The sequence below is a fragment of the Rhodococcus sp. P14 genome, from assembly GCF_000256505.1.
GTDB classification, from domain to species: domain Bacteria; phylum Actinomycetota; class Actinomycetes; order Mycobacteriales; family Mycobacteriaceae; genus Rhodococcus; species Rhodococcus ruber.
Genome location: NZ_AJFC01000032.1, coordinates 12,564 through 38,779, shown reverse-complemented (window position 1 = coordinate 38,779; position 26,216 = coordinate 12,564). Strand labels below are relative to the sequence as shown.

General features: G+C 71.8%; 24 protein-coding genes. 19 read left to right on the top strand and 5 right to left on the bottom strand.

Annotation, left to right across the window (positions count from 1 at the left end):
- Positions 1 to 136: 136 nt before the first annotated feature.
- From OEY_RS0102510 to OEY_RS0102430, 17 genes are all read left to right on the top strand, one after another.
- Positions 137 to 328 carry a hypothetical protein gene (locus OEY_RS0102510; protein ID WP_010592373.1) on the top strand — a complete coding sequence of 64 codons (192 nt, stop codon included), beginning with the start codon at positions 137 to 139 and terminating at the stop codon, positions 326 to 328.
- Between the two features lie 169 nt (positions 329 to 497).
- Positions 498 to 740 carry a helix-turn-helix transcriptional regulator gene (locus OEY_RS0102505; RefSeq protein WP_010592372.1) on the top strand — a complete coding sequence of 81 codons (243 nt, stop codon included), beginning with the start codon at positions 498 to 500 and terminating at the stop codon, positions 738 to 740.
- A gap of 5 nt (positions 741 to 745) precedes the next feature.
- Positions 746 to 1,981: a type II toxin-antitoxin system HipA family toxin gene (locus tag OEY_RS0102500; RefSeq protein WP_010592371.1), complete on the top strand. Its 1,236-nt coding sequence runs from the start codon at positions 746 to 748 to the stop codon at positions 1,979 to 1,981.
- 105 nt (positions 1,982 to 2,086) lie between these two features.
- Entirely contained in the window at positions 2,087 to 4,171 is a 2,085-nt protein-coding gene (locus OEY_RS0102495) for a hypothetical protein (RefSeq protein ID WP_010592370.1), read from the top strand.
- A gap of 4 nt (positions 4,172 to 4,175) precedes the next feature.
- Positions 4,176 to 5,831, top strand: coding sequence for an NERD domain-containing protein (locus OEY_RS0102490; protein ID WP_010592369.1), 1,656 nt, complete (start codon positions 4,176 to 4,178; stop codon positions 5,829 to 5,831).
- Positions 5,828 to 6,451: a hypothetical protein gene (locus OEY_RS0102485; protein ID WP_010592368.1), complete on the top strand. Its 624-nt coding sequence runs from the start codon at positions 5,828 to 5,830 to the stop codon at positions 6,449 to 6,451. Before OEY_RS0102490 ends, OEY_RS0102485 begins: the two co-directional genes overlap by 4 nt.
- Positions 6,452 to 6,463: 12 nt before the next feature.
- On the top strand, positions 6,464 to 7,438 hold the full coding sequence (locus tag OEY_RS0102480; RefSeq protein WP_010592367.1) for a hypothetical protein: 975 nt from the start codon (positions 6,464 to 6,466) through the stop codon (positions 7,436 to 7,438).
- A gap of 34 nt (positions 7,439 to 7,472) precedes the next feature.
- Positions 7,473 to 8,396 (top strand): LysR substrate-binding domain-containing protein, encoded by a 924-nt coding sequence (locus OEY_RS0102475; RefSeq protein ID WP_010592366.1) that lies wholly within the window; start codon positions 7,473 to 7,475, stop codon positions 8,394 to 8,396.
- Positions 8,397 to 8,600: 204 nt separating this feature from the next.
- Positions 8,601 to 9,788: an acyl-CoA dehydrogenase family protein gene (locus OEY_RS0102470; protein ID WP_010592365.1), complete on the top strand. Its 1,188-nt coding sequence runs from the start codon at positions 8,601 to 8,603 to the stop codon at positions 9,786 to 9,788.
- Positions 9,785 to 11,038, top strand: a complete 1,254-nt coding sequence (locus tag OEY_RS0102465; protein ID WP_010592364.1) for a CaiB/BaiF CoA transferase family protein — start codon at positions 9,785 to 9,787, stop codon at positions 11,036 to 11,038. The genes OEY_RS0102470 and OEY_RS0102465 overlap by 4 nt, the downstream gene beginning before the upstream one ends.
- Complete coding sequence (locus OEY_RS0102460) at positions 11,035 to 12,216, top strand: mandelate racemase/muconate lactonizing enzyme family protein (RefSeq protein WP_010592363.1); 1,182 nt, start codon at positions 11,035 to 11,037, stop codon at positions 12,214 to 12,216. The genes OEY_RS0102465 and OEY_RS0102460 overlap by 4 nt, the downstream gene beginning before the upstream one ends.
- Positions 12,217 to 12,290: 74 nt before the next feature.
- Positions 12,291 to 13,430, top strand: coding sequence for a CaiB/BaiF CoA transferase family protein (locus OEY_RS0102455; RefSeq protein WP_010592362.1), 1,140 nt, complete (start codon positions 12,291 to 12,293; stop codon positions 13,428 to 13,430).
- A gap of 301 nt (positions 13,431 to 13,731) precedes the next feature.
- Positions 13,732 to 15,192 carry a benzaldehyde dehydrogenase gene (locus OEY_RS0102450; protein ID WP_010592361.1) on the top strand — a complete coding sequence of 487 codons (1,461 nt, stop codon included), beginning with the start codon at positions 13,732 to 13,734 and terminating at the stop codon, positions 15,190 to 15,192.
- A 51-nt stretch (positions 15,193 to 15,243) separates the two neighbouring features.
- The gene (locus OEY_RS0102445) at positions 15,244 to 16,569 is read left to right on the top strand and encodes an MFS transporter (protein WP_010592360.1); all 1,326 of its coding nucleotides are present in this window, start codon (positions 15,244 to 15,246) and stop codon (positions 16,567 to 16,569) included.
- A 221-nt stretch (positions 16,570 to 16,790) separates the two neighbouring features.
- Positions 16,791 to 17,726, top strand: coding sequence for a LysR family transcriptional regulator (locus OEY_RS0102440; protein WP_010592359.1), 936 nt, complete (start codon positions 16,791 to 16,793; stop codon positions 17,724 to 17,726).
- A 134-nt stretch (positions 17,727 to 17,860) separates the two neighbouring features.
- Positions 17,861 to 19,201, top strand: a complete 1,341-nt coding sequence (locus OEY_RS0102435) for an MFS transporter (protein WP_010592358.1) — start codon at positions 17,861 to 17,863, stop codon at positions 19,199 to 19,201.
- A 3-nt stretch (positions 19,202 to 19,204) separates the two neighbouring features.
- Entirely contained in the window at positions 19,205 to 21,130 is a 1,926-nt protein-coding gene (locus tag OEY_RS0102430) for an FAD-dependent monooxygenase (RefSeq protein WP_010592357.1), read from the top strand.
- A 59-nt stretch (positions 21,131 to 21,189) separates the two neighbouring features.
- Here OEY_RS0102430 and OEY_RS0102425 read toward each other — a convergent pair whose 3' ends face one another.
- Positions 21,190 to 22,209, bottom strand: a complete 1,020-nt coding sequence (locus OEY_RS0102425) for an alpha/beta hydrolase (RefSeq protein ID WP_010592356.1) — start codon at positions 22,207 to 22,209, stop codon at positions 21,190 to 21,192.
- 233 nt (positions 22,210 to 22,442) lie between these two features.
- On the opposite strand from OEY_RS0102425, the gene OEY_RS30355 reads away from it, so the two are divergent.
- Positions 22,443 to 22,598 carry a hypothetical protein gene (locus OEY_RS30355; protein WP_157179984.1) on the top strand — a complete coding sequence of 52 codons (156 nt, stop codon included), beginning with the start codon at positions 22,443 to 22,445 and terminating at the stop codon, positions 22,596 to 22,598.
- A 32-nt stretch (positions 22,599 to 22,630) separates the two neighbouring features.
- Here OEY_RS30355 and OEY_RS0102420 read toward each other — a convergent pair whose 3' ends face one another.
- The 4 genes from OEY_RS0102420 to OEY_RS0102405 all read right to left on the bottom strand — a co-directional run bounded on the left by OEY_RS0102420 (position 22,631) and on the right by OEY_RS0102405 (position 25,320).
- Entirely contained in the window at positions 22,631 to 23,161 is a 531-nt protein-coding gene (locus OEY_RS0102420; RefSeq protein WP_010592355.1) for a flavodoxin domain-containing protein, read from the bottom strand.
- 57 nt (positions 23,162 to 23,218) lie between these two features.
- Entirely contained in the window at positions 23,219 to 24,067 is an 849-nt protein-coding gene (locus OEY_RS27950; protein WP_043804253.1) for an alpha/beta fold hydrolase, read from the bottom strand.
- Positions 24,064 to 24,585: a flavodoxin domain-containing protein gene (locus OEY_RS0102410; RefSeq protein WP_010592353.1), complete on the bottom strand. Its 522-nt coding sequence runs from the start codon at positions 24,583 to 24,585 to the stop codon at positions 24,064 to 24,066. The genes OEY_RS27950 and OEY_RS0102410 overlap by 4 nt, the downstream gene beginning before the upstream one ends.
- 81 nt (positions 24,586 to 24,666) lie before the next feature.
- Positions 24,667 to 25,320: an SDR family oxidoreductase gene (locus OEY_RS0102405; RefSeq protein ID WP_010592352.1), complete on the bottom strand. Its 654-nt coding sequence runs from the start codon at positions 25,318 to 25,320 to the stop codon at positions 24,667 to 24,669.
- A gap of 158 nt (positions 25,321 to 25,478) precedes the next feature.
- Here OEY_RS0102405 and OEY_RS0102400 point away from each other — a divergent pair, with 158 nt between their 5' ends.
- Positions 25,479 to 26,186 (top strand): type 1 glutamine amidotransferase, encoded by a 708-nt coding sequence (locus OEY_RS0102400; RefSeq protein WP_010592351.1) that lies wholly within the window; start codon positions 25,479 to 25,481, stop codon positions 26,184 to 26,186.
- Positions 26,187 to 26,216 lie beyond the last annotated feature (30 nt).

The following is a 26,216-nucleotide window of genomic DNA, read 5'->3' as shown; positions in this document are numbered from 1 at the left end:
GCGGTGTGCCCTGTGCTGCGCCGCAGCGGGTGCGATGCGTTCCCCGTGGTGGACACGCCGCGACCCTCCCGCGCTCGTGTGACCTGGCGCACTATTCTTCCTCTCGGGCAGGGGGCCTCGGGAAGGTGCTTGGGTCATGGTGGTCGCGAAAGTCGTTCTGTGGTGTGCGCTGCTGGTGGGGCTGGTCGGCGCCGGGGTCGCCGTCAACGCGCTGCATGTGCACGGCGCCGTCGGGTCACTGATCGTGGCGTCCGTCGCGGGTCTGGTGCTGCTGCGGCTCCGGCCCGCGGCCCAGCTCGAGGTCGAACCGGAGCGCGTCACACCCTGACCGCCCGCACGCTGGGCTTGCGAGGGCAGGCCGAAGCAGCGGACGCGCGTCGGCAGACGCACCCTCTCCTCCTTGAGCCTGTCATGGCAGGCACAACCCTGGACAATCGCGCGCAGTGGGGGCACACTCGCATCAATGCCTGCCGTCGCAAGCACAGAGAGGAGAGGCCGTGGCCACGCCCCGTCGTCGCGCCCGCACGGGACGCGGCGGTCTCGGTGACCACTTCGTCGACCGTCGGCACCGGCTCGGCCTCACCCAGGCCGAACTGGCCGACCTCGCCGGTGTGTCGCGTTCGAGCGTGCAGTCGCTCGAGTCCGGCCGCGCCACCGTGCAACTCGATCTCGTCGTGGCCATCGCCGACGCGCTGGGCTGCGACCTGACCCTCACCTCGCGCGGCGACCGGGCCGGGTGAGCCGGGTGGTCGAACGCCTCGTCGCCGTCGACAGCGCCGACGTGTACAAGGGCGACCGCCTGGCCGGGCACCTCGCCCGGGACGGCCACGATGTCGTGTTCCGGTACGCGCAGGACTACCTCGACGATCCGGCCGCCCCCGCCCTCGCGTGGACGGTGCCGAAGACCGCGGAGGAGGTCCGCGCCGGCGGCGGCAGCGTGCCCCCGTTCTTCGCCGGCCTGCTGCCCGAGGGCATCCGGCTCCGCGGCGCCGTCGCCGCCACCAAGACCTCCGAAGACGACCACCTCACCATTCTCATGGCGGTCGGCGCGGACACCATCGGCGATGTGCGGGTGCTCCCCGCCGGCGCCCGGCCCCCGACGTCGACGCTCCTGCTGGACCCGGAGGCCGTCCGGCGTGAGGACCTGCACGAGCTGTTCGACCGGATCTCCGGCCACGAGTCCGTCGTCCTCGACCCGACCTCCCTGCCGGGAGTGCAGGCGAAGGTGTCGGCCCAGATGTACTCCGCCCCCGTCGCGACGGTGCAGGGCCCCGCCATCCTCAAACTCGCACCGCCCCGCGGCTACCCCCGCCTGGTCGAGAACGAGCACTTCTTCATGGGTCTCGCGACCGCCTGCGGCCTCGCCGTCGCCGGACACCAGCTGGTCTACGACCGCAGGGGCAACGCGGGACTGCTCGTCGCCCGCTTCGACCGATGGATCGGTCCCGGCCACACCGTCCACCGCACCGCGCAGGAGGACGCCTGCCAGGTCCTCGGTGTCTACCCGGCGGCCAAGTACCGGCTGAAGACCGAACGCGTCGTCGAGGCGCTGGCCGCCGCGTGCGAGCGCGGCGGCGGATCGGCCCGCGTCGCGACCCTCGAACTGCTGCGGCTGGTGGCGTACTCGTACGCCGTCGGCAACGGCGACCTGCACGGGAAGAACTTCTCGATCCGCCTCACCGAGGCCGGGCTGTGGGCCGTCACCCCGGCCTACGACCTCCTGTGCACCCAGCCCTACCTCGGTTGGCGCGACCCGATGGCCCTCGACCTGTACGGCAAGGGCAACAAGCTCACCCGCCGCCACTTCGTCGAGTCCGGCGGCCGGCTCGGGGTGCCCGAACGCGCCGTCACCCGGATGCTCGACGGGATCCGGCGCGGGATCGCCGGGGGCCTCGACCGTCTCCCCGAGATCGGGTTCGGTGAGCGGGACACGGCCCGGCTGCGGGACATGCTGGTCCGGCGCGCCGACGAACTCGGCTGATCCGGTCGTCGTGCATCGGCCGGACCGCCGGCCGGTAGAGTCCCCGGCGGGCGTCCCGCACGAGACCGCGGTCGCCAGTCGCGCATCGAAGAGGAGCACCGGGTCGTGTCGCTGTGGTCGACTGCACTGTCCCCCGGGATGCTCAGCGAGTACGTCTGGATCGACCTGATGCCGTGGCTCGACCGGTACGGCTCGGCCCGCAACGCGCAACTGGCCGCCCTCGCACCCGACGAGCGCTGGTGGGAACGCCGGTCCCCGGCGGAGACCGCCGCCTCCGCCGACGTCGTGGCGATCTGTGGGGAACTGGCCCGCATCTACGTCACCGAGCATCCCGATCTGGTGTTCTCCGCGGGCATCGCCGACACCGTCGACGTCCCCGTCGCCGCGCTCGGTCTCGGCACCCGGGCCGCCGCCACCGTCGCGCGGCTGCCCCGCGCCGCGACCACCGCCGGTCTGCTCGGCTACACGCCCGCCGCGTTGTTCTCCGTGCGCGGCGCGGGCCCGGAGACCGTGCACCAGATCGTGCAGGCCGTCCTCGTCCTCGCCATCCTGCGGGATCCGGCGTCGCTGCGAGTGGCGACCGACGCCCCCACGCTCCCGCCCGCGTTGTCGCTGCTGCTCGACGACCTCGTCGCGCTCGCACGGTGGCGCGCGCTGCGCGCCGACCCGGACCGGCCGCTGGTGCGGGTCGAACTCGAGGACGGCACCCCCGAGGAGATCCAGCAGGTCGCCGCGCGCATCGCCGCCCTGACCGCCCGCGACCTGCCGGTGCCCGCGCCGCAGCGGGCCCTCGACGAGCTCGCCGCGTACGTCGCCGGGCTGTCCGCACCCGAGCGTGACGCGATCCGCCGCCGGGTGCTCGGCGACGAGCCGCCGGACCCGGACGCTCCGTCGACCTTCGCGTTCGGCACCGCCGTCGGCGATCTGCTCGCGGCGCTGCGCGTCGATGTCCGCCCCGTCGCCGCCCTCGAGCGGATCCTGGGGTTGCGACCGGAGCTGGCCCAGCCTGTTCCGGGACTCGACGTGCCGCTGTGGCGGGCGCTCGCGCGCCTCGACGATCGCTTCGAGGTGGCCGACGGGTGGGTCGCGGTCCCGGGCCTCCCCGAAGCCGAGCGCCACACCCACGCGCTGCTCGCCGAGTTCGAATCCCCGAACGGGGTCGTCGAACCCGCAGCCGTCGCCGTCGTGTGGAACCTGCCCGCCGCGGAATTCGCCGCGTGGCTGCACCGGTGCGGCGTCCCGATGTTCGAGGGCCGTGCTCTGACCCGGCAGTCCGCGTTCGCCGATCACGCCGCCGCGGTGCTCGAGGTGATCGGGGATCCGCTCACGGCCGCGGAGCTCGTCGACCGCATGGGCACCCCCGCCGGTCCCGCCGCCGTGATCGACGCGATGGGCGCCGACGAGCGGTTCTCGCTCGCCGAGAACGGCCGGTGGTCGCTCACCGAATGGGAGACCGACGAGGCGGGCGCGGTGCGCGGCCGCATCGCCCGGATCGTCGACGCCGACGGCGGCTCCGCCGACCTCGAACGTGTCGTCGACCGTCTGGTCGAACGCTTCGGGGTGTCGCCGACCAGCGCCCGGATCTTCGCCGGCAGCGGCGACTTCGAGATCGTCGACGGCCGGGTGCGCCGGCGCCGTCGCACCCACGTGAGCGTCAAGCCCCCGCACCGCACCCGCCGGCTCTACCGCCTCGGCGACGTGTGGCGGCTGCGGGTCACCGCCACGCGGGACCACCTGCGCGGCGCCGATTTCCCGGTGCCGTCCGCGGTCGCGGGCGTCATCGGCTGCGCCCCGGGACGCGAGGTCGCCCTGTCGTCCCGGCTGGGCACCCAGGTCGTGCGCTGGACGGGTGCGTCCCCGCATCTCGGCAGCGTGCGACGGTTCCTCGAGGATCTCGGAGTGGACGAGGGCAACGAGATGTTCCTCGAGTTCCACCCCGGCGGACGATTCGACGTGCTCCCGCTGCGCACCGTCGCCGACAACGCCGAACCGCTGCGCAAGGCACTCGCCCTCATCGGCCACTCGGCCCCGGAGATCGTGCCGGAGGAGGGCGTCGCGCCGGCCTTCGCGGCCGCCGTCGGTCTGGGCGACGAGACCCGCCCGCGCCGGGTGCTCAGTGCCTACCGGGCCCGGCACGAGGCCGAAGTGACCGCATTGCTCGAGCAGGCGTGGGTGCGCGTGCCAAGCTGAGCGCATGCCGATCCGCAGACCCGAGCGCCCACTGCTGGCGAACGACGCCGAACGCCTCGTCTGGGAGGCACTCGTCCGGCAGCTCGGCGACGGGGATCTCGTCGCGGCGGGCCTGCGGGTCACCGACCACCTCAAGGACCACGAGATCGACTTCGTCGTCGCGCTCGAGGGCCACGGCATCGTGTGCCTCGAGGTCAAGGGTGGTCAGGTGTGGCACGACGGCTTCCAGTGGGTGCAGGCCCGGCAGGGCAAGGACCGGTCGATCGATCCGGTCCGGCAGGTGCTCCAGTCCTGCTACGCGTTGCGGCGCTACGTCGAGGCCGATCCTCGCTGGACGCAGGGCCGGCTGCGCTGGGACCACTTCGTCGTCCTGCCCCACACCGAGATCCGCGCCGACTTCGCCCTGCCCGAGTGTCCGCGGTGGAAGGTGATCGATCGCAACGACCTCGGCAGCATCGCCGAACGACTGCGGGCGGTGCTCGACAAGCAGGAGCTCGACCGGCCGGCCCTCACCGCCGACGGCGTCGACCGGTTCGCCGAGGTCCTCGCGGGCCGGGGCCTGCCGCAGCGCGACGTGGTCTCGCGCGCCGTCGCCAACGAGGACGCCGCGGACCGGCTCACCGAGCAGCAGGCCGTCATCCTCGACGCGACCCGCCTGCTGACCCGTGTCGAGGTGCGCGGCGGCGCCGGCACGGGGAAGACGTTCCTCGCGCTCGAGCAGGCCCGGCGCCTCGCCGAGCAGCACCAGCGCGTCGCGTTGATCTGCTATTCGCACGGTCTCGCGTCCTACCTGCAGCGGATCACCGGGACGTGGAACCGGAAGAAGCGGCCCGCCTACGTCGGCGAGTTCCACGCCCTCGGCCGGCTGTGGGGGGCGGCCGAAGGCCCCGACGAGGCGCTGCGGACCGCCGACACCGTGCGCTTCTGGGAACACGACCTGCCCGCCCAGATGACGGAACTGGCCCGGTCCCTGCCGGAGGGACAGCGCTTCGACGCGGTCGTCGTCGACGAGGCGCAGGACTTCGCCGACGCCTGGTGGGATCCGATCATGGCCGCCCTGCGCGACGAGGAGACCAGCGGCATCCACGTGTTCACCGACGAAGCGCAGCGGGTGTTCGACCGGGAGGGCCGGCCCCCGGTGCCACTGGTCCCGCTGGTGCTCGACCACAACCTGCGCAACACCCGGCAGATCGCCGGGACCTTCGGTCCGCTCGTCGGGCAGCGCATGCGGCTGCTCGGCGGTGAGGGACCCGACGTGCAGTTCGTCACGTGCCGCGGCGACGAGGCGCTCGCCGTGGCCGACGACCGGGTCGACGCCCTGCTCGACGAGGGCTGGCGGCCCGGCGACGTCGCGCTGCTCGCGACGGGCAGCCGGCACCCGGAGCAGGTGGCGCGGCAGGCCGAGGGCAACGCGGCGTACTGGGACAGCTTCTGGGACACCGAACAGGTCTTCTACGGGCACGTCCTCGGCTTCAAGGGACTCGAGCGCCGGGCGGTGGTGCTCGCGGTGAACGAGACACAGCCGCAGGAGCGTTCCCGCGAGCGGCTGTACGTCGGGCTGTCCCGGGCCCGCGACCAGCTGGGGGTGTGCGGGGACCCGGACTTCGTCCGGCAGGTCGGCGGGCCGGAACTGGCGGCCCGGCTGGGGCTCGGCCGATGAGCCTGCTGCGGGACTGGACCGTGTCGGCGACGGCGGGGGAGTTCGCCGGATTCCTCGTTCCCGCCGTCGTCGGGGCCGTGCTGTTCGACAGTGCCGCGGCATTACCGGCGCTGATGGCCGCCGGTGTCGTCGAGGGGTCGGTGCTGGGCTGGTCGCAGGCGCGGGTGCTGCGACGCCGGCTGCCGGCGATGTCGGTGCGGCGCTGGGTGCTGGGCACGGGCGTCGCCGCGGCGTGCGCCTACCTGCTCGGGATGTCGCCCTCGACGTTCCACGAGACGTGGTCCGCATGGCCGATGGCGCTCCCGATCGCGCTCGGAGTCGTCTTCGGCGTGGCGTTGCTGGCGTCCATCGGATTCGCGCAGTGGCTCGAGCTGCGCCGGCACGTCGCCCGTGCCGGGCGCTGGATCGTGTGGACCGCAGCCGCGTGGCTGGCCGGCCTCACCGTGTTCCTCCTGGTGTGCACCCCGCTGTGGCAACCCGGTCAGCCGTGGTGGCTCGTCGCGGCGATCGGGGTGCTCGGCGGCCTGCTGATGGCGTTCGTGACCGCCCTCGTCACCGGCTACGGCATCCGCCACCTGCTCGCCGCGAAGGATCCTGCTGCGTCCGTCGCGCGCACGTAGCACCATGGAGCCATGACCGACGACGTGCACCTCGAGGAACCGGGTCCCGCCGACGACGCCGTCGCCCGCGCCCTGCGGGCCGCGATCGTCTCGGTGGAGGCCGCCGTCGCGCGGGTGCACGAGCTCTCCGCGGAGATCCTCGAGCTGGTCGGTGCCCCCGACGGTGGGGACGCCGTCGACCATCACAACGCGCTGACCCGGGTGGCGGGGATCCTGGACGGCACCGGCCGGCTGCGCGCTGCAGACTGGGAATCGGTGCGCGGGCTCGGCGACGTCCTCGCCGATCGAGCCGAGCGGCTCCACGCCCACGCCGGACGGCTGCTCGACGGGCTCGCCGTCGACGCACCCGCGCAGGACCGGGTGGCCTGCCTGCAGCAGGCCGTGGCGACCGACCGACTCGGGGAGACGCTGCAGCTGCTCGTGCTCGTCGAGGACTCGCTGAACCTGTGGCAGCGGCTGCGGCTCGAGCAGGTGCGTACCACCGAACCGGACCGGCTCGAGCACGAACGCGCGACGATCGGCACGTCGCTGGCCGGGCGCGTCGAGCGGGACGTCGCGCTGCTGCTGCGCGCCCGCGCGCGGCTCGCGAGCTACGCGGGCCTCACGCCGTTCGAACTGGTGCGGTGGCTGTCGTCCGCCCGGGTGAAGCGGGACATCGCCCGGTTCCGCACGGACCTGGACGACGTCGCCGCGGCGTTCGGCAGCGCCGCGCAGCGTGCTCTCGAGGCCGAGGACCCGGCGGTGGCCGAGAACCTGGTGGAGCTGGGCAAGCCGGTCCGGGCCGCGGGCGGTGCCCTCGGCGAGAGTGCCCGCACGCTGGGCGACAGTGCCCGCACGCTGGGCGACAGCGCCCGCACCCTGGGCGGCCGGGCGGTCGGGGCGGGCACCACCGGGGTCGGCAAGCTGGGCCGGGGGCTGCACCGGGTCGCCGAGCCCCGCCGGCGGCCGGACGGCGACGTGCCGCTGACGACCGCTCCCGACGCCTGACGGCCCCGGGGCGGACCGCCCATATGATCGATTCATGAGCAGCGATCGGGCGCCGGCCTTCACGATGCGGCAACTGGTCGCCTTCGTCGCCGTCGCCGAGACCGGCACGATCAGCGCGGCGGCCGAACGGTTGCTGGTCTCGCAGTCGGCCGTGTCGCTGGCGGTCACCGAACTCGAGAAGGCCCTCTCGACGCAGCTGTGCGTGCGCCGCCGCGCCCACGGCGTGCAGCTCACGCCGGCCGGGGAGTCGCTCCTGGCCCGGGCGCGGACGCTCCTGCAGCAGGCGAGCGAGATCGAGGACGAGATGCTCGGTTCGGGCGGCGAGCTCGCCGGCCGTCTCGCCATCGGGTGCTACACGACGGTCGGGCCGACGATCCTGCCGCCGATGCTGTCCGAGTTCACCGACCTGCATCCGCGGGTGTCACTCGAGTTCCGGGAGGCGATGGCCGACGAGCTGGCCGAGCGCCTCGAAGGCGGGGCGCTGGACGCGGTGATCACCTACGACCTCGAGCTGCCGCCGACCTGGCGTACCGCCACGCTGATGACGAGACGCCCGGCCCTGGTCGTCGCGGCGGGCCATCGGCTGGCGGCGACGCCCGGCCCGGTGGAGCTGGCGGCGGTGCGGGACGAACCGATGGTGCTGCTCGACGCGGCCCCGGCATCGACCCACGCGCTGCAGGTGTGCGCACGGGCCGGGTTCACGCCCCGGATCGAGTACCGGTCGGCGAACTACGAGACCGTGCGGGCGTACGTCGGCCGGGGCCTGGGCTGGACGATCATGCTGCACCAGCCGCAGGTCAACCGCACCTACGGGGGCCTGAAGATCGTGTTGCTGCCGATCGACGTGCCGGCGCTCGATCCGGTGCGGCTGGTCATCGCGTGGCGCCCGGACGTGATCCTGAGCCGTGTGGTGCGCGAGTTCATCTCCTTCGCCACGGTCCGGGTGCCACAGTTGTAGGCGGTGTCTCCTTTGGGCTGCCAGGGCCGCCCGAAAGACACACCACACATTTACTCATAACCATCAACACATTCTTGTTCTTTTCTGGGGTTGTGACTGCGGACATACTGGGTTCCGACGCGCTGATCGGCAGCGCGCGGCCCGGGTGTTCTTCCCGGCGCCGACGACAAGCGCTGATTCACAACCACTTCGAGGAGATCGATCATGTCTGCCACGGACGCCCTGCACCCGCCGGTTCTCTTCGCGCCGGAATACGAGGAGTTCGCCCAGTGGGTCCGAGAGTTCGCGGCACCGCACGCCGAGAGCTACCTCGAACGCGCCCACCGCGAGGAGTTCCCGTGGGATCTCGCCGAGAAGATGGCCGCGCAGGGCCTTCTCGGGCTCGGCGTCTCCGAGGAGAACGGCGGCCAGGGCCGCATCGGCGAGGTGCTCACCAAGACCCACCTCGGCATCGCCCACGAGGAACTGGCCTACTCGAACTTCTATCTCACCCAGCTCGCCTACACGAACAACCTCACCGGCCCGCTGCTCGAACGTTTCCTCGCCCCCGAGGTCGCGAAGGACTGGGTGCGCGGCATCGTCGAGGGCCGCCACGTCGTCGCCCTCGGCCTGACCGAGCCGGGCAGCGGCTCGGACGCGATGGCCATGCGCGCCAAGGCAGAGAAGGTCGACGGCGGCTGGAAGCTCAACGGCGAGAAGACGTCCATCACCTTCGCTCCGCACGCCAAGGCGATGATCACGTTCGTCAAGGCCCGCGGCGCCACCCCGGAGGAATCCGGCGTCACCGCCTTCCTCGTGCCCCTCGACGCCGAGGGTGTGAGCATGCAGAAGTTCCCGGACGCCGGCTGGAAGCCGCTCGGCCGGGCCGGGGTGTTCCTCGACGACGTGTTCGTCCCGGACGAGTACGTCATCGGTGGTGTCGGCAACGGATTCCGGCTCGTCATGAGCGAATTCGACTACACCCGCTCGGTCATCGGCCTGATGTCGACCGGCGTCGCCCGCAAGGCCCTCGACATCACCATCGACTACGTCAAGTCCCGCAAGGCATTCGGTAGGCCGGTCTCCTCGTTCCAGGGGGTGTCCTTCCCGATCGCCGAGAACGCCACCAAGCTCGAGGCGGCCCGCTGGCTCACCTACCGCGCCCTCTCCCTCGCCGACGCCGGCAAGCCCTTCACCAAGGAGGCCGCGATGACCAAGCTCTACGCCACCGAGGTCTCGCTGCAGACCATCCGGGACTGCATCGTCGCCCACGGCCACAGCGGCTTCGCCGAGGAACTGCCGCTGCAGGCCATGCTGCGCGACGTCTTCGGCCTCGAGATCGGCGAGGGCACCCCGCAGATCCAGAAGGTCGTCATCGGCCGCGCGCTGCTCGGGCGGGAGGCCACCGCATGAACACCACTGCCCGCCGCGCCCTCGACGGGGTGCGGGTCGTCGACCTCACCCAGGCCCTCGCCGGGCCGTTCTGCACGTCGCTGCTCGCCGACCAGGGCGCCGACGTGATCAAGGTGGAGCCGCCGCGCGGCGACTTCCTCCGCTACGCCGGCCCGTTCGCCTCCGACGACGAACCCCGCGACTACGGCGGGGTGTTCCAGTCGGCCAATCGCAACAAGCGGTCGCTCGTGCTGGACCTGAAGAAGCCCGAGGCCCGCGACGTACTGCTGCGCCTGATCGACGACGCCGACATCGTCGTCGAGAACTTCACCGCCGGCGTCATGGACCGCTTCGGTCTCGACTACGACACCCTCGCGGCCCGCAATCCCCGCCTGGTCTACGCCTCGATTCGCGGCTTCGGCGACAAGACGGGCGGGCACAGCCCCTACCGGGACTGGCCGGCCTTCGACATCGTCGCGCAGGCCATGGGCGGTCTGATGTCCATCACCGGGACCGACGCCGCGCACCCCGTCCGGGTGGGATCCGGTGTGGGAGATACCGTTCCGGGATTGTTCGCCGCGTTCGGCATCCTCGCCGCGCTGCGGGACGCCGAGCGCACCGGGCAGGGCCAGTACGTCGACGTCGCCATGGCCGACGCCGTGCTCGCGATCTCCGAGGTCGTGGTCAACACCTACGGCCACACCGGTCAGGTCCCCGGGCCGCTCGGCAACCAGCTGCAGGGATTCGCGCCGTTCGACACGGTGCAGGCGAAGGACGGCGTCGTCGCGCTCGGCGCCCCGCACAATCCGCAGTGGGCCAAGCTCGCCGCCGTCATGGGTCAGCCGGAACTCGTCGACGACCCCCGGTTCGCCACGGACCACGACCGGTGGCTCAACCGCGACGCCGTCTACGAGGTGGTCAACGCCTGGACCCGCACCCACACCGTCGCCGAACTCGTCGAGTTGCTCGGCGGCAAGGTGCCGCTCGGCCCGATCCTCGACGCCGCGGACATCTTCGCGGACCCCCACTTCCGGGCCCGCGACATGCTGCCGACCGTCACGCACCCGCACGACGGCCGCGCGGTCACCGTCCCCGGCATCCCTGCCAAGCTCTCCCACACCCCGGGCACGATCGAGCGCCGCGCTCCGCTCGTCGGCGAGCACACCGTCGAGATCCTCCGCGAGGCCGGCCTCGACACCGCAGAACTCACGGCTCTGGCCGACGCCGGCGCCACCGTCATTCCTTCGTCTGCTCAGGAGCACGTCGCATGATCATCACCAAGGTCGAACTGATCCCGGTCTCCACCCCGCTCGTCAAGCCGTTCATCATGCCGGGAACCCGGATCACCCACATCCATTCCGTCGTGCTGAAGCTGCACACCGACGAGGGAATCGTCGGCTACGGCGACAGCGGCGACACCTCCACCTGGTACCGGGGGGAAACCCAGGAGTCGATGACGGCGATGATCGCGAACCACATCGCCCCGGCATTCCTGATCGGCCAGGATCCGCTCAACATCGAGAAGATCGTCGGGCAGATGGACACGTTCGTCCGCGACAACAACCAGGCCAAGGCGCTCGTCGACTTCGCGCTGCACGACCTCAAGGGCAAGGCGCTGGGCGTACCGGTGTACCAGCTGCTCGGCGGCAAGAACGCCGAGGCTTCCGTGCAGGGCTGGGTCGCGTCCGCCGGACCGGTCGACCAGGTGGTCGCCGAGGCCGTCCAGGCTCACGAGAACGGCTTCTGCCTGATCAAGCTCAAGTCCGACGGCAACTCCGACCACGACGTGGACAACGTCCGCGAGGTCCGGGCCGCACTCGGTGACTCGGCGCGGATCGTGGTCGACGCCAACGGCTTCTGGAACTACGACCAGGCCCTGAAGACGATGCGCCGGCTCGACCGGTACGGCATGGAGTGCATCGAGCAGCCCGTCCCGCACTGGGACATCGAGGGCATGGCGCGCCTGCGCACCCGCATCGACACGCCGATCTTCGCCGACGAGTCCGCGCAGGAGCTGCACAACATCCGGGAGATCATCGAACGTCGCGCGGCCGACGGGTTGTTCATCAAGATGCAGAAGGCCGGCGGCCTGCTCAAGGCGCAGCGCTGGCTGACGATGGCCCGCCTCGCCGACATGGCCGTCATGAGCGGGTGCATGATCGGCTCCGGTCTCGAGGCCAGCCCCTCGGCGCACCTGATGATCGCCAACAACTGGGCGTCGCAGTTCACCCACGAGAACCTCGGTCCGCTGATCATCAACAACCAGTGGGAGAACGCCGAGCAGACGATCACGCAGGACATCGCCCTGAACGTCCCGGTCTTCGCCGACGGCAAGCTCTACCCGAACGAGGGGCCGGGCTTCGGGATCGAACTCAACGAGGAGTTCATCGCCGCCCACATCACCGAGGGCAAGCAGACCGTCACCGTCGGCGAACTCGTCGGAGTCTAGACGGTAACGAACCCCTGGCCGGCGGCCGTGTCGTGTGCCGCCGGCTGCACCCTCACCTGCAGGAGTAGATCACGATGACCGAATCTCGGCAGGGCCCGCTGGCCGGACTGAAGGTCGTGGAACTGGCGGGACTCGGTCCCGCGCCGTTCGCCGCGATGTTCCTCGCCGACCAGGGCGCCGACGTCGTGCGCGTCGAACGCACCGGCGCCGGGTTCACCATGCCCATCGACCCGCGGCTGGACACCCTCCAGCGCGGCAAACGGATGATCGCCGCCGACCTGAAGGACCCCGACGGGCTCGCCACCGTGCTCGCGCTGGCCGAGAAGGCCGACGTGCTGATCGAGGGCTACCGGCCCGGCGTCACCGAGCGCCTGGGTCTGGGCCCCGAGGACTGCTGGGCGCGCAACCCGAAACTGGTCTACGGCCGGATGACCGGCTGGGGGCAGGACGGGCCCCTCGCGCAGCGTGCCGGGCACGACCCCACCTATCAGGCCCTGGTCGGATCGCTGCACGCGATCGGCCGGGCCGGGGGACCGCCACAGCTGCCCCTCAGTCTGGTCGGCGATTTCGGCGGCGGCGCAATGTATCTCGTGTCCGGCATTCTCGCCGCCCTGTGGGAGGTGCAGAGCTCCGGGCGCGGTCAGGTCGTCGATGCCGCGATCGTCGACGGCGTCGCACACCTGATGGCCAACCCGTACTCGATGCTCGCCGGCGGCGCATGGAACGACGAGCGCGGCACCAATCTCATCGACTCCGGGGCACCGTTCGTCGACGTGTACGAGACCTCCGACGGGCGGCACGTCGCGGTCGCGGCCCTCGAACCGCCGTTCTACGCGCGGCTTCTCGCGGGCCTCGGCCTCGACGCGGACGGTGCGCTGCCGGGGCAGTGGGACCGCCGGCGCTGGCCGGAGCTGCGCGCGCGGATCGCCGGCGTGTTCGCCACCCGCCCCCGCGACGAGTGGGCGGCGATCTTCCGGGACACCGATGCGTGTGTCGCGCCGATCCTCTCGATGACCGAGGCGCCCGCGGACGCACACCTCACCGCCCGGGGCACCTTCCTGTACCGGGACGGTCACCCCGAACCTGCGCCCGCGCCCCGCTTCTCGCGTACACCGGCGGGGCGGCCCACGGCCCCGCCCGTACCCGGGCAGGACGATCCGGATGAGATCCTGCGCACCTGGGGCGTTCTCGGCCCGGCCGTGCCGAGTTCCTGACCTGCCTACTCGGCCGATCCGCGGGCGGCGACCGGCTCCGGTGCCGCCCGCGGTCCCGCATGTCGCCGTTGTTGAGCAGACCTGGGGAATATCACCGGCTAATTCTGCTTTTCACGTCAATGTGACGTGACCCATACTTCAGGGGCCGAACGGAGAGCTCGCTCCACCGAGCGAGCGCCCAGCCCGCACCGTGCGGCCCGCACTGTCCGGCCGTCTCGGCCGTCCCTTCACCCGCAATCGCGCCCGCCGCGTCCCGCGTCGCCCGCCGGCCGGTCCGGCACCCGTACACAAGGAGTTCGTGATGGCCCTTCTCGACGAATCCATCTGGCAGGGAAAAATCTTCACCGGGGACTGGACCCCCGGCGGGGGCGGTGAGATCAAGGTCGTCGAACCGGCGACCGGCGCGACGCTCGGCAGCGCCGGCCTCGCCGACGAGGGGGACCTCGAGCGCGCGGTCGACCGTGCCGTCGCGGCCCAGCGCGACTGGGCGGCCCGCCCGCACACCGAGCGTGCCGCGGTCATGCGCCGGGCCGGCGTCCTGTGGCAGCAGCACGCCGACGAGATCGAGCGCTGGATCATGCGCGAGTCCGGCTCCCTGCGTCCCAAGGCGCAGCTCGAGACGCACGTCGCGGCGCAGGAGTGCTACGAGGGTGCGGCCCTGCCCTCCCATGCGCTCGGCGAGATCCTGCCCAGCGAGGCACCGCGTCTGAGCATGTCGAAGCGGGTCCCCGTCGGGGTCGTCGGTGTCATCGCGCCGTTCAACTTCCCGTTGATCCTCGCGATCCGTTCCGTCGCGCCGGCGCTGGCCCTCGGCAACGCCGTGATCCTCAAGCCCGACCCGCGTACCGCGGTCTGCGGCGGCGTGGCGCTCGCCCGCATCTTCGAGCAGGCGGGCCTGCCGGCCGGGGTGCTGTCCGTGCTGCCCGCCGGCGCCGACGTCGGCGCCGCGCTCGTCGACGACCCGCGGGTGCCGGTGATCTCCTTCACCGGTTCCACCCCGGCCGGCCGGGCCGTCGGTGCCGCCGCCTCCCGCAACCTCAAGAAGGTCCACCTCGAACTCGGCGGCAACTCCGCGATCGTCGTGCTCGACGACGCCGACCTCGCCGCCACCGTCTCGGCCGGTGCCGCCGGATCCTTCCTGCACCAGGGCCAGGTGTGCATGACCACCGGCCGGCACATCGTGCACGAGTCCGTCTACGACGAGTACGTCGCCCAGCTCGCCGCCAAGGCCGAGGCACTGCCCGTCGGCGACCCCGTCACCGAGCAGGTCGCGCTCGGGCCGATCATCGACCAGGGTCAGCTCGAGAAGATTCATGCCCTGGTCACCGCGTCGGTCGATGCCGGCGCCCGGCTCGTCGCCGGCGGCACCTACGAGGGCCTGTTCTACCGGCCCACCGTCCTCGCCGACGTCCCGGCCGGTGCGCCCGCCTACGCCCAAGAGGTGTTCGGGCCCGTCGCTCCGGTCGTGAAGTTCTCGACCCTCGACGAGGCGGTGGCGCTGGCCACCGACACCGACTACGGGCTCTCGCTCGGCATCTTCACCCGCGACGTCGGCAAGGGTCTCGCGCTCGCGGACCGGATCCCCACCGGCATCGCCCACATCAACGACCAGACCGTCGGCGACGAGGCCAACATCCCGTTCGGCGGTCTCGGCGCCTCCGGCAACGGTGCCCGCTTCGGCGGTGCCGCCAACAGCATCGAAGCGTTCACCGAGTCGCGCTGGATCACCGTCAGCCGCGACGTGCCCGCTTACCCCTTCTGAGCGGCACCGCCGACCGGATCTAGCATCGTCCTCGCAAAGTAAGGACCCACCATGACCCTCGCTGACCCAGAACGCACGGCCGTCGCCGCACCGGCGGAGCGGAACAAGGACATCCGTCGCGTCGTCTTCTCGAGCTACCTCGGGAGCACCGTCGAGTTCTACGACTTCATCCTCTACGCGACCGCCTCCGCGCTCGTGTTCGGTCCGGTGTTCTTCGCGAACCTGAGCCCCGGCCTCGCGCTGATCGCCTCGTATGCGACGTTCGCCATCGGCTACCTGTCCCGTCCGCTCGGCGGCATCGTCTTCGGCCACTTCGGCGACCGCGTCGGCCGCAAGAAGATGCTCATGCTGTCGATGACGATCATGGGCGTCGCCTCGTTCCTCATCGGCCTCGTCCCGGCGATCCCCACCTGGGGCGCGGTGATGCTGATCCTGCTGCGCGCCGTGCAGGGCATCGCGATCGGCGGCGAGTGGGGCGGGGCGGCCCTGATGTCGCTCGAACACGTCAAGGGCCGCAACCGCGGTTTCGCGGCGGCGTTCACCAACGCCGGCGGACCCACCGGCGCCGTGCTCGGCACGGTCGCCCTCTCGCTCGCCGCCCAGCTGCCGGAGGACGACTTCCTCTCGTGGGGCTGGCGCATCCCGTTCCTGTTCTCCGCGGTCCTGCTCGCTGTCGGCCTGTTCGTCCGGGCCCGGATCGCCGAAAGCCCGGTCTTCGAGGAGGCCCTGCGCGCCGCCGAGGAGAAGAAGTCCCACACCAAGGAACCCATCCCGCTGCTGACGATCGTGCGGGCCCCCCGCACCCTGATCCTCGCGGGACTGGTGTGCACCGCGCCCTTCGTGATCCAGGCATTGTTCTCGACGTTCGTGATCAGCTACGCCGCCGAGAACGGCGTGTCGCGCTCGGCCGGCCTCAACGCCTTCGCGATCTGCCAGTTCGTCGCGATCTTCGGCATCCTCGGCGCCGCCCGGCTGTCGGACACCTACGGGCGCAAGCCCGTCATGATGACCGGCTTCGTCGGCATGGTCGTCCTGGCGTGGCCGCTGTTCCAGCTCGCCTCGTCCGGCAACTTCCTGCTGGTCGTGCTGGCCTTCGTGATCGCCTGCTCGGTCCTGCAGTCGCTGACGTTCGGTCCCATGCCGGCGTTCCTCGCCGAGCAGTTCGGCACCCGCGCCCGCTACACCGGCGCGTCGCTCGGCTACCAGATCGGCAGCCTGCTCGGCGCCGGCTTCACCCCGGTCATCGTCGCCGCGCTGTACGCCGGTTCCGGCTCCATCGGCAGCGTGATCGTCTATCTGGTCGCCGGGTGCGCCCTCAGCGCCGTGGTCCTGGCCCTGTTCGTCAAGGAGAGCAAGGACGTCGACCTGAGCGCCTGATCCGCGTCACCCGGGGCCGGGCACCGCACCGGTGCCCGGTCCCGCCGCGCGTAGTCGAGATCGGGATGTCGCGCTGCTGCTGCGCACCCGCCGGACCGGCGCGGACCCGAGGAGCGGGAGGTTGCCGCGACCACCGGGCGGTCGCTGCGCCATCCGTCGAGTGGCACCGGCGACAACCTCCCGCTGGGGACGGAAGGCTCCCGCTCGATACCGTTGCCTGCATGACCCGGCCCGACGCGGTTCCCACCTTCACCATGCGTCAGCTGGCGGCGTTCGTCGCCGTCGCCGAGACGGGAACGATCAGCGGCGCCGCCGAGCGGCTGCACCTGTCGCAGTCCGCGCTGTCCGCGGCGCTCACCGACCTCGAGAAGTCGCTCCAGACGCAGCTGGCCGTGCGACGGCGGGCGCGGGGCGTGCAGCTGACGGCGATGGGGGAGGCGGTGCTCGCCCGCGCCCGCGTGCTGCTGCACCAGGCGGGCGAACTGCAGGCGGACGCGGTGGGCGCGGGCGGCGGTGTGGCCGGACCCGTCGCCATCGGGTGTTATCCCGCCCTCGGACCGACGGTGCTGCCCGCGCTGCTCGCCGGATTCACCCAGCGCTTCCCGCGGGCGCGGGTCGAGTTCCGGGAGGACACCCAGAACCGGTTGCGCACCCAGCTCGACAACGGCGAACTCGACCTCGCGATCGTCTACGACCTCGAACTGTCCGCGGAATGGCGCAAGGCGACCCTGATGACGCGCGAGCCGACGGTGCTGCTCGGCTCCGACCACCGTCTCGCCGGCGGGGACGGTCCGGTGCGGCTGGCCGATCTGCGCGACGACCCGATGGTGCTGCTCGACGCGCCGCCCAGCAGCAACCACGCGATGGAGGTGTGCCGGGGCGCGGGGTTCGCGCCGCGCGTCGCCTACCGCACCTCCAACTACGAGACGGCGCGAGCCTTCGTCGGCCGTGGACTCGGGTGGACCCTGCTGCTGCAGCGGCCCCCGCTCGACGTGACGTACGAGAATCTTCCGCTCGTCGTCCGGCCGCTCGTCGACCCGGTTCCGGATTCGGTCGACGTGGTCGTCGCGTGGCATCAGGACTCGATGCTCAGCCGGGTGACACGAGCCTTCATTCACTTCGCGTCCACCGGCGGGGCACCGTCCGCGAGGCCCTGACCTGCGCCGACCCGGAGTACCACGGATTTTCCGGGGAACCAGCGCGAATAGTTGAGCTTTTCAACGGCTTGTGATGGGGGTCATGCTTGCCGGGTCCGCCGTGACGCGGGCCGCATCGTGAAAGGCAAGCATCCATGACGATCACCGCACCGGCACCCTCGCCGGAGGTACTGCAGCGCAAGGCCCGCAAGGCCGCGCTCGGCAGCTTCGTCGGCACCGCGATCGAGTGGTACGACTTCTTCATCTACGGCACCGCCGCGGCCCTCGTGCTCGGGCCGCAGTTCTTCCCCGGAACCTCCGAACTGGCCGGCACCCTCGCCGCCTTCGCGACCCTCGCCGTCGGCTTCGTGGCCCGGCCCATCGGCGGCATCGTCATGGGTCACTTCGGCGATCGCGTCGGCCGCAAGTCGATGCTCGTCACCTCGCTGCTGCTGATGGGCTTCGCGACCGTCGCGATCGGCCTGCTGCCCAACTACGCCGCCATCGGCGTCGCCGCCCCGATCCTGCTGGTGGCCCTGCGCTTCGTCCAGGGCCTCGGCGTCGGCGGCGAATGGGGCGGCGCGGTCCTCGTCGCCACCGAGAACGCCCCGCGCGGCAAGCGCGGCCTCTACGGCGCCGCCCCCCAGATCGGCGTCCCCGCGGGCGTCCTCCTCGCCAATCTCGTCTTCCTGCCGCTGACGGCCGTCCTCGACGACGCCGCCTTCGCGGCCTGGGGCTGGCGCGTGCCGTTCCTGCTCAGCGCCGTCCTCGTCGTCGTCGCCCTGTGGATCCGGCTCGGGCTCGAGGAGAGCGCCGACTTCGAGGCCAGCCGCGACTCGGCCGGTGAGGTCAAGCTCCCGCTCGCCGAGGTCCTCGTCAAGCACTGGAAGACCGTGCTGCTCGCCGGCGGCACCTTCGTCGCCACCAACGGCATCGCCTACGCCTACATGGTCTACGTCCTCAAGTACGGCGAAGCGGAGCTGGGCTTCGGCAAGTCGACGATGCTGTTCCTGCTCATCGCCTCGTGCCCGTTCTGGATGGCCGGCATGGCGATCAGCGCCTACAAGTCCGACATCATCGGCCGGCGCCGGGTCTACATCATCAGCTCGAGCGCCCTCGTGATCGTCGCGGCCCTGTTCTTCCCGCTGATGGACACCGCGATGCTGCCCGTGATGCTCGTCGCGATGGTCGCCCTCGGCTTCGTCCTCGGTGCCTGCGCCGGACCCCAGTCCGCCCTGTTCGCCGAGTTGTTCCCCGCCCACATCCGGTACAGCGGCGCGTCGCTCGGCTACCAGATCGGGGCGATCCTCGGCGGCGGCCTCGCCCCCATCGTGGCGACCTCCCTCTTCGCGGCCTTCGGCACCTCGCTCGCCGTCACCGCGTACTTCGTGCTGATCGCGCTCGTCAGCCTGGTCAGCATCCTCCTTCTCCGTCACCCGCACGACCCGGCGGTCGCGGTGGCGCAGTCCCGTCGGTCCGAGCAGGAAGTGGCCTGAGACATGTCGACCTACTACCAGCCCCGCAAGTACCCCGCCTCCGACTTCGCGTCGATGCAACCCGACGCCGAGGCGCTGCCCGTGGTCGTCGTCGGAGCCGGACCCGTCGGCATGGCCGTCGCCCTCGGCCTCGCCCAGCGCGGCATCCCCGTGACGATCCTCGAGGCGGCAGACCAGGTCTCCTTCGGCAGCCGTGCCATCTGCATCTCCCGGCACAGCCTCGAGGCCGCCGCACGTCTCGGCTTCGGCGCCGAGCTGGAGAAGATCGTCCTGCCCTGGGTCGGCGGCCGCAGCTTCTACCGTGACCAGCAGGTGCTGCACTTCCGGATGCCGCAGCGCGAGTTCGACGTGCGACCGCCGATGATCAATGTCTCGCAGTCCGAGTACGAGCAGATCGTCGTCGACACCATCGAGCAGAACCCGCTGATCACCCTGCACTGGCAGGCGAGCATCGCCGGCATCCTGCGCGACGACGACCAGGTGACCCTGGAGGTCGACACCGCCTTCGGCAAGCGCCACCTGCGGGCCGCGTGGGTCGTCGCCGCCGACGGCGGCCGCAGCCGCATGCGTGAGCTCGCCGGTCTGCGACTCGAGGGCACCAACTACGAGGGCCGCTACGTCATCGCCGACATCCATTGGGAGTCGGAGCTGCCCGCCGAGCGCATGGTCTGGTTCGATCCGCCCAGCAACCCCGGCTCGACGATCATCATGCACAAGCAGCCGAAGAACATCTGGCGCATCGACTACCAGCTCGATCCGTCCGAGGACGCGGAGATCGAGACCCGCGAGGACGCCATCCGGGCCCGTATCACCAAGCACCTGGACTGGCTGCAGAACGACCTGCCCTGGACGCTCGAGTGGCACGGGTTCTACAGCGCCCGCGCCCTCGCGCTGCGCGAGTTCACCCACGACCGCCTCCTCTTCGCCGGCGACGCCGCGCACCTCGTGCCGATCTTCGGCGTGCGCGGCCTGAACTCCGGCATGGAGGACGCCGAGACGCTGGCCTGGCAGCTCGCCGCCGTCGTCCACGGCAATGCCGATCGCGCGCTGCTGCAGGCGTACTCGATCGAGCGGCACGACGCCTGGGAGCAGAACGTCGCGAACGCCGGCAAGTCCACCCTCATCATGTCCCCGGGGACCCACGGCTACCGCACCACCCGCGATGCCGTGCTCGCGCTCGCCGTGAACCGCCCCGAATTCGGGGAACTGATCAACCCGCGCCAGTCCAGCGCCACCCACGCCCGCCTGTCGCCGCTGACCTGGCCCGTCGCGGAGGGCCTGACCGGGGTCCTGCCCGGCGACCCCGTCGAGGACCGCCGCGTGCGGGTCGCCACCGCCGGCGGCGGCACCGAGTCGTCGCTCAACGCGGTGCGCGGCACCGGGTTCGCCGTCGTGGGCTTCGGGCTCGACGCCGCCGGCAGCGCCGCGCTCGCGGCGGCCACGGCCGACCTCGCCGCCGCGCTGGCGCCGGAGAGCGTGCGTGCCGTCGTCGTCGGTGCCGATAGTTCCGGTGCCGACGGTTCCGATGATGTCACGGTGCTCGACGCGCCCGATCTGGCCGAGGCGCTCGGCGCCACCCCGGGCGAGGCCTTCGTGATCCGGCCCGACGGGCTGCTGCTGTGCCGGGTGCCGGTCGGCGCCCTGTCCGGTGTCGCCGCCGCACTCCGCGCCGGCACGGCCCCCGAGGGGCCGGCGGTCCCCGCGCGCCCGGCACAGATCCTCACCGAGGACGAGCAGCGTCGTGAGAACGTCTGGCTCGGCCTGTCCGACGCGCTCGACCAGGTCGATCCGTCCGACCGGGAAGGATTCTTGGTGCGGCTCGCGCTGCAGCTCGGGTCGCAGGCCGGTCACCGCGAGTTCGAAGAAGCCATCGCAGCGGCGACCGACACGTCGCCGGTGTCCACCCGGGAACTGGCGCCACAGGCCTGATTCCGGCCGGCGACGGCGCCGGCGCCCGGCGATCCCGGGCGTCGGCGCCGTCGTGTCTCTCAGGCACCCACCGAGGCACCGAGCATGGGCCACGCGCGGTGCAGGTCCTCCTGCCAGTAGCCCCACGAATGGGTACCCACGGGCCGGAAGTCGACGGTGGCCGGGATGCCGAGCTCGGCGAGGCGGCGGGCCAGCTGGTGTGTGCACTCGTTGGTGGCGGCCTCGATGATGCCTCCCACGACGACCTGTTCGGCGAGGTTCGCCGGGTCGCCGCCGACGTTCGGGTGATCGAGCCGGTCGTACGGACCGGGCAGCCCGGTGCCGTTGGACAGGTAGATCTGTGTTCCGCGTAGCTTCTCGGCGTTGACGTACGGGTCGTTCGCCACCCACGCGGGATCGCCCTCGGGTCCCCACATGTTGTCGGTGTCGCCTCCGCCGCGCACCTCGACGACGAGCTCGACGTAGGTCCGGCCGGGACGGGTGCTGGTCTGGGCGCAGCCGCTGAACGCGCCGACCCCGCGGTACAGCCCCGGTGCGGACTGCACGAGGCTCAGGACCGACGTTCCCGACATCGACAGTCCCGCAATGGCATTGGCCCCCGTGGTGCCGAGAGCCGTGTCGACGATCGGCGGCAGCTCGCGGGTCAGGAAGGTCGTCCACTTGTTCCGGCCGAGGACGGGGTCGTCCTGCTTCCAGTCGGTGTAGTAGCTGAACGCGCCGTCGAGCGGCAGCACGACGTTGACGTCCTTGTCGGCGAAGAAGTCGGCCACGTCGGTGCGGTCGAGCCAGGTGAGGGTGCCGCCGTCGCCGCCGCCCGCGCCGGCGAGCAGGTAGAGCACCGGGCGTGGGGCGCCGGTGTTCCGCGGCGTCAGCACGGCCACCGGGATCACGCGCTGCATCGACGCCGAATACACGAACAGGGTGCGCTGCCGGGCGCCGTGCTCCTCGACCCGCTGGATGTACGAGCCGCCGGGATCGGGTTGGGCGGCCGCGGGTGCACCGACGACGAGGGCGGCCCCGGCCAGGACGGCCGCCAGCGCCGCGGTCGTTCGCGAGCGGGACGATCGCGCACGGCGCATATGAGTCACCTTCGAGGGTCGGCGGGTCCCGGATCTTCGATGCTGCGACGGGAGAGGGTCCGCACGGGGCGTGTGCGGACCCTCGCTTCTCCGATGATCAACTACCGAGACTGTCCAGCAGTCGCTTCAGGATTTCTCCGAGGTCGAGGGAGCCGAGCAATTCCAGAATTTGCGCTGACATGCGAGTCCTTCCGTTCGATGTGCGGGTGTTCGTTCCCTGTGTAACACGGGGCGTGGGCGTGTCGCAGGCGTACGAAGATACCGATCAACCTGTTTTGGCGATCGTCGTGTATCGCCGCTGTTCAGGGCGTTCCGCCGGTGAAATAGAATTTCTGCCGGACCCGCGCGAAGATGCGCCGGAAAATAGCCGAAATGTGCCTTTCGCGTGAAATACGAGGTCGACCGGAAACGTGATTTTCGGCTACGGCCGGTCGATATTCCGGATGATCCGGGCGGCGAAGGCATCGATGTCGGCCCAGTCCCGGTGATCGCCGTATCGGCCGCCGGCGAGGCGGAACACCACCCGGCCCACGATCCCCGGCCACTGCTCCGGCTCGATCGCGCCCGCGAAGGCCCGGTATTCGCGCACCGTCGCCGTCGCCCGCAGCGCCGCCGCCACCTTCGGTTCCTTCATCTTCGGCCGCACCCAGCCGGCGAGCCGCCCGGAGATCATCGCGCTCGTCGCACCGATGGTCTGCACCGAGAACAACCACGCGGGCTTGCCCGCGAGGTGCGCGCGATGCAGATCCGCGAATCGGGCGGCGGGAGCGAGCCACTGCCCGTTGTGCACCGAGCTGCCGAGCACGACGGCGGCATGGGCCGACGGATCGACCGGCTCGGCGAGATCGTGCAGGTCCGCCTCGTGCCCGGCCTCGGTGAGCCGCTGCGCGATCCGTTCCGCCACGCCGCGCGTCGCCCCGTACGCCGTCGTGTACGCGACCAGTACCTTCACGTGCGCTCCCTCCGCCGGCCTGTCCCGATGATCATCCGGCCACGCCGGACGTGCCGATTATCCGGCCGCGACGGAGGGTGGCTGCCACGTCTCGGGGAAGCCCGGCGCGTCGGGCGTGTCGAGGAAGCTCGACGCGTCCCGCACCCACCGGTCGCCGGTCATCACGCCCAGATGGCCCACCCCGGGCCGGACGACGGCTCGTCCCCGCGGCACGGCGGCCGCCACCTCCCGGAACAGGTCGGCGCCGTAGAACCCGTCCCGGTCACCGCCGAGCACCAGCACCGGACACGTCACCTCGGCGAGCCGGGCGGTCACGTCGAACCGGTCCTCGGCGTCGACCACGACGAGGAAATCGTCGTACCCGTGCCGGGCCCCCGACGGCTCGAGCAGCCATCCCAGCACCCACAGCAGCGCGCGCGACCATCGCCGCGCCCCTGTCGTCGCCGCGAGTTCCGCCATCGCCCGCCGCGGGTGCCCCGCCCGCACGGCCGCCGCGGCCCGACGCTGCACGTCGCGGCCCGGGCCGAGGTGGGCCGCCGAGGCCACGAGCACCAGCCGGCGCACCAGCTCCGGATGGTCGAGAGCCAACTGGAGCGCGACGCTGCCGCCGGTCGAGACGCCGAGCACATCGACCGGACCGGGGAAGCGGCCGGGCATCGCCACCGCGTAGTCGCGGGCGAGATCGGCCATGGTGGTCCCCGGCGGCAGGCCCGGCCGGCGGTTCACCCACCACACCCGCCGCATCGTCGTCCAGGGCGCGATCTGCGCGAGCTGGGTGCGCCGGTCGAAGCCGCGGGGCAGCCGGTGGTGAGTCGACAATCCGGGCATGAACAGCAGGGGCGGGCCCGTCCCGGCGCACAGGTAGGGCATGCCCGAGTCCCAGGCGCCCTCCTGTGCTGCGATCACGCCAGCGCCCGGACGATGCTCCGCGCCCAGTCCTCGATCTCCTGCCAGTCCCGGAAATCTCCTTCGGGCAGCAGCTTCCGGCCGGCCGGAAGCTTGCGCATCACCCGCGCCCCGACCCCGAGCGTCTTCGGGTCCAGCGCGCCGAAGAAGACGTGATGCTCCCGGGGTGCGATCGCATCGGTCAGCTCCGGCAGTTCCCGCGGGGCCGCGCTCTCCCGCACGTTCTGTCCCTGCTCGTCGACCTCCTCGGTGCCGAGCGGTCCGCTGGTGAACAGCCAGACCGGGCGGGCGACGAGCCCGTCGCGGTGCTCGCGGACGAATGCGCTCGCCGCCTTCTCCCAGTGCCCCAGGTACGCGGAACTGCCGACGACGCACGCGTCGTAGTCGTCCACCGAGGTCGCAGCCGGGAGCTGCACCGTGTCCGCCGTGTGCCCCTCCGCCCGGATCACCTCGGCGATCCGCTCCGCGATCCCGGCAGTGGCGCCGTGCCGGCTGGCGTACGCAACGAGAACCTTCATGGTGGTGCCCCTGTCGTCGAGCCGCGATACTGCCGACGGTGTCCACGATCGGCCTCGCCCGCGGCGTCCGTCAAGGGCGGCTCAGCCGAGCGCGTCGAGGACGTCCCCGATCGGGGTGTCCCCGTTGTTGAACTCGATCGTGCGTCGCACCGTCGCGGGCCGGTGCAGTACCGCGGCCGCGACCGCCGCCACATCCGCCCGCGAGACCTGTCCCTTGCCGGCGTCCGGGCCGGTCTCGATCCGGCCGGTCGGCGGATCGAGGGTCAGCGCGCTCGGGCCCAGAATCGTCCAGTCCAGGTCCGTGCCGCGCAGGTGCGCGTCCGCGGCCGCCTTCGCCTCGGCATACGCGTAGAAGCCGTTGTCCTCGGGAACGCCGTGGTCCGGGCCGGCCCCGAAGTACGACACCATCACGTAGCGGCGGACCCCCGCACGCTCGGCCGCGGTCATGGACCCGATCGCCGCGTCGCGGTCCACGGCGTACGTGCGCTGCGGGTTGCCGCCGCCCGCGCCCGCCGACCACACCACCGCGTCGTGCCCCTCGAGCAGCGGCACGAGGTCGTCGACGCCGAGGTGCTCGACGTCGGCCACGACCGGCGTCGCACCTGCGGCGCGCACGTCGTCGGCGTGGTCGGGGTTGCGGATCACCGCGGTCACCTCGTCGCCGGCGTCGGCGAGCAGCCGCTCGAGGTGCAGGGCCACCTTCCCGTGGCCGCCGATGATCACGATCCGTGCCATGTCGAATCCTTCCGTCGCGGGCCCGCCCGTCGGGCCGCCTTCCCCCATCGCACCACGGCGACGGTCGTCGGTGGGGGAGCACCGACGGCGACGTTCGCTCACCGAACGTTCATGCTCCGGGCACCCGCGGGGCAACGTGCAGCGGGCATGCTGAGGCGATGAACCCTGTCGTCCTGGAACTCCGCCACCTCGACTGCGAGGGCCCGGCCGCGTATCTGCCGGTGCTCGAGCAGTACGTGCAGGTCCACACCGTGCGGCTCTGGCGCGACCCGGTGCCCGCCGCGCTCGACTACGCCGCCGTCGTGGTCATGGGTGGCCCGATGGGCGTCGCCGACGCCGCGACGGTGCCGTGGCTCGGCGAGGAGATCGCCTACCTGCGGGCGGCCGTGGCCGCCGGCATTCCGGTGTGGGGGGTGTGCCTCGGCGCCCAGCTGCTCGCCGCGGCCCTCGGCGCCGACGTCCACACCGGCCCCGTCCCGGAGGTCGGCGTGGGCGAGGTGGAACTCGCGCACGCCTCGGCCGCCGACCCGGTGTGGGGCGAGCTGCCGTCCACCTTCCCGGTGCTGCAGTGGCACGCCGACACCTTCGACCTGCCGCCGGGCGCCACCCTGCTCGCCTCGTCGCGGGCCTACCCGAACCAGGTGTTCCGGCACGGGAGCAGCTACGGGGTGCAGTTCCATCTCGAGGCCGATGCCGACCAGCTGGCCGACTGGCTCGCGATCGACGAGTACCGGGCGTCGCTGGAGGCGACCCTCGGGGCCGGGGCGGCCGACGCCGTCGCCGCCGACCTGCGGTCGGTGCAGCCCGAGACGCTCGCGCACGCCACCGCCGTGATGAAGCGGTGGCTCGAGACGTACGTCGTGTGAACGGACGGATCCCTCGTGCGCCGATGAGTT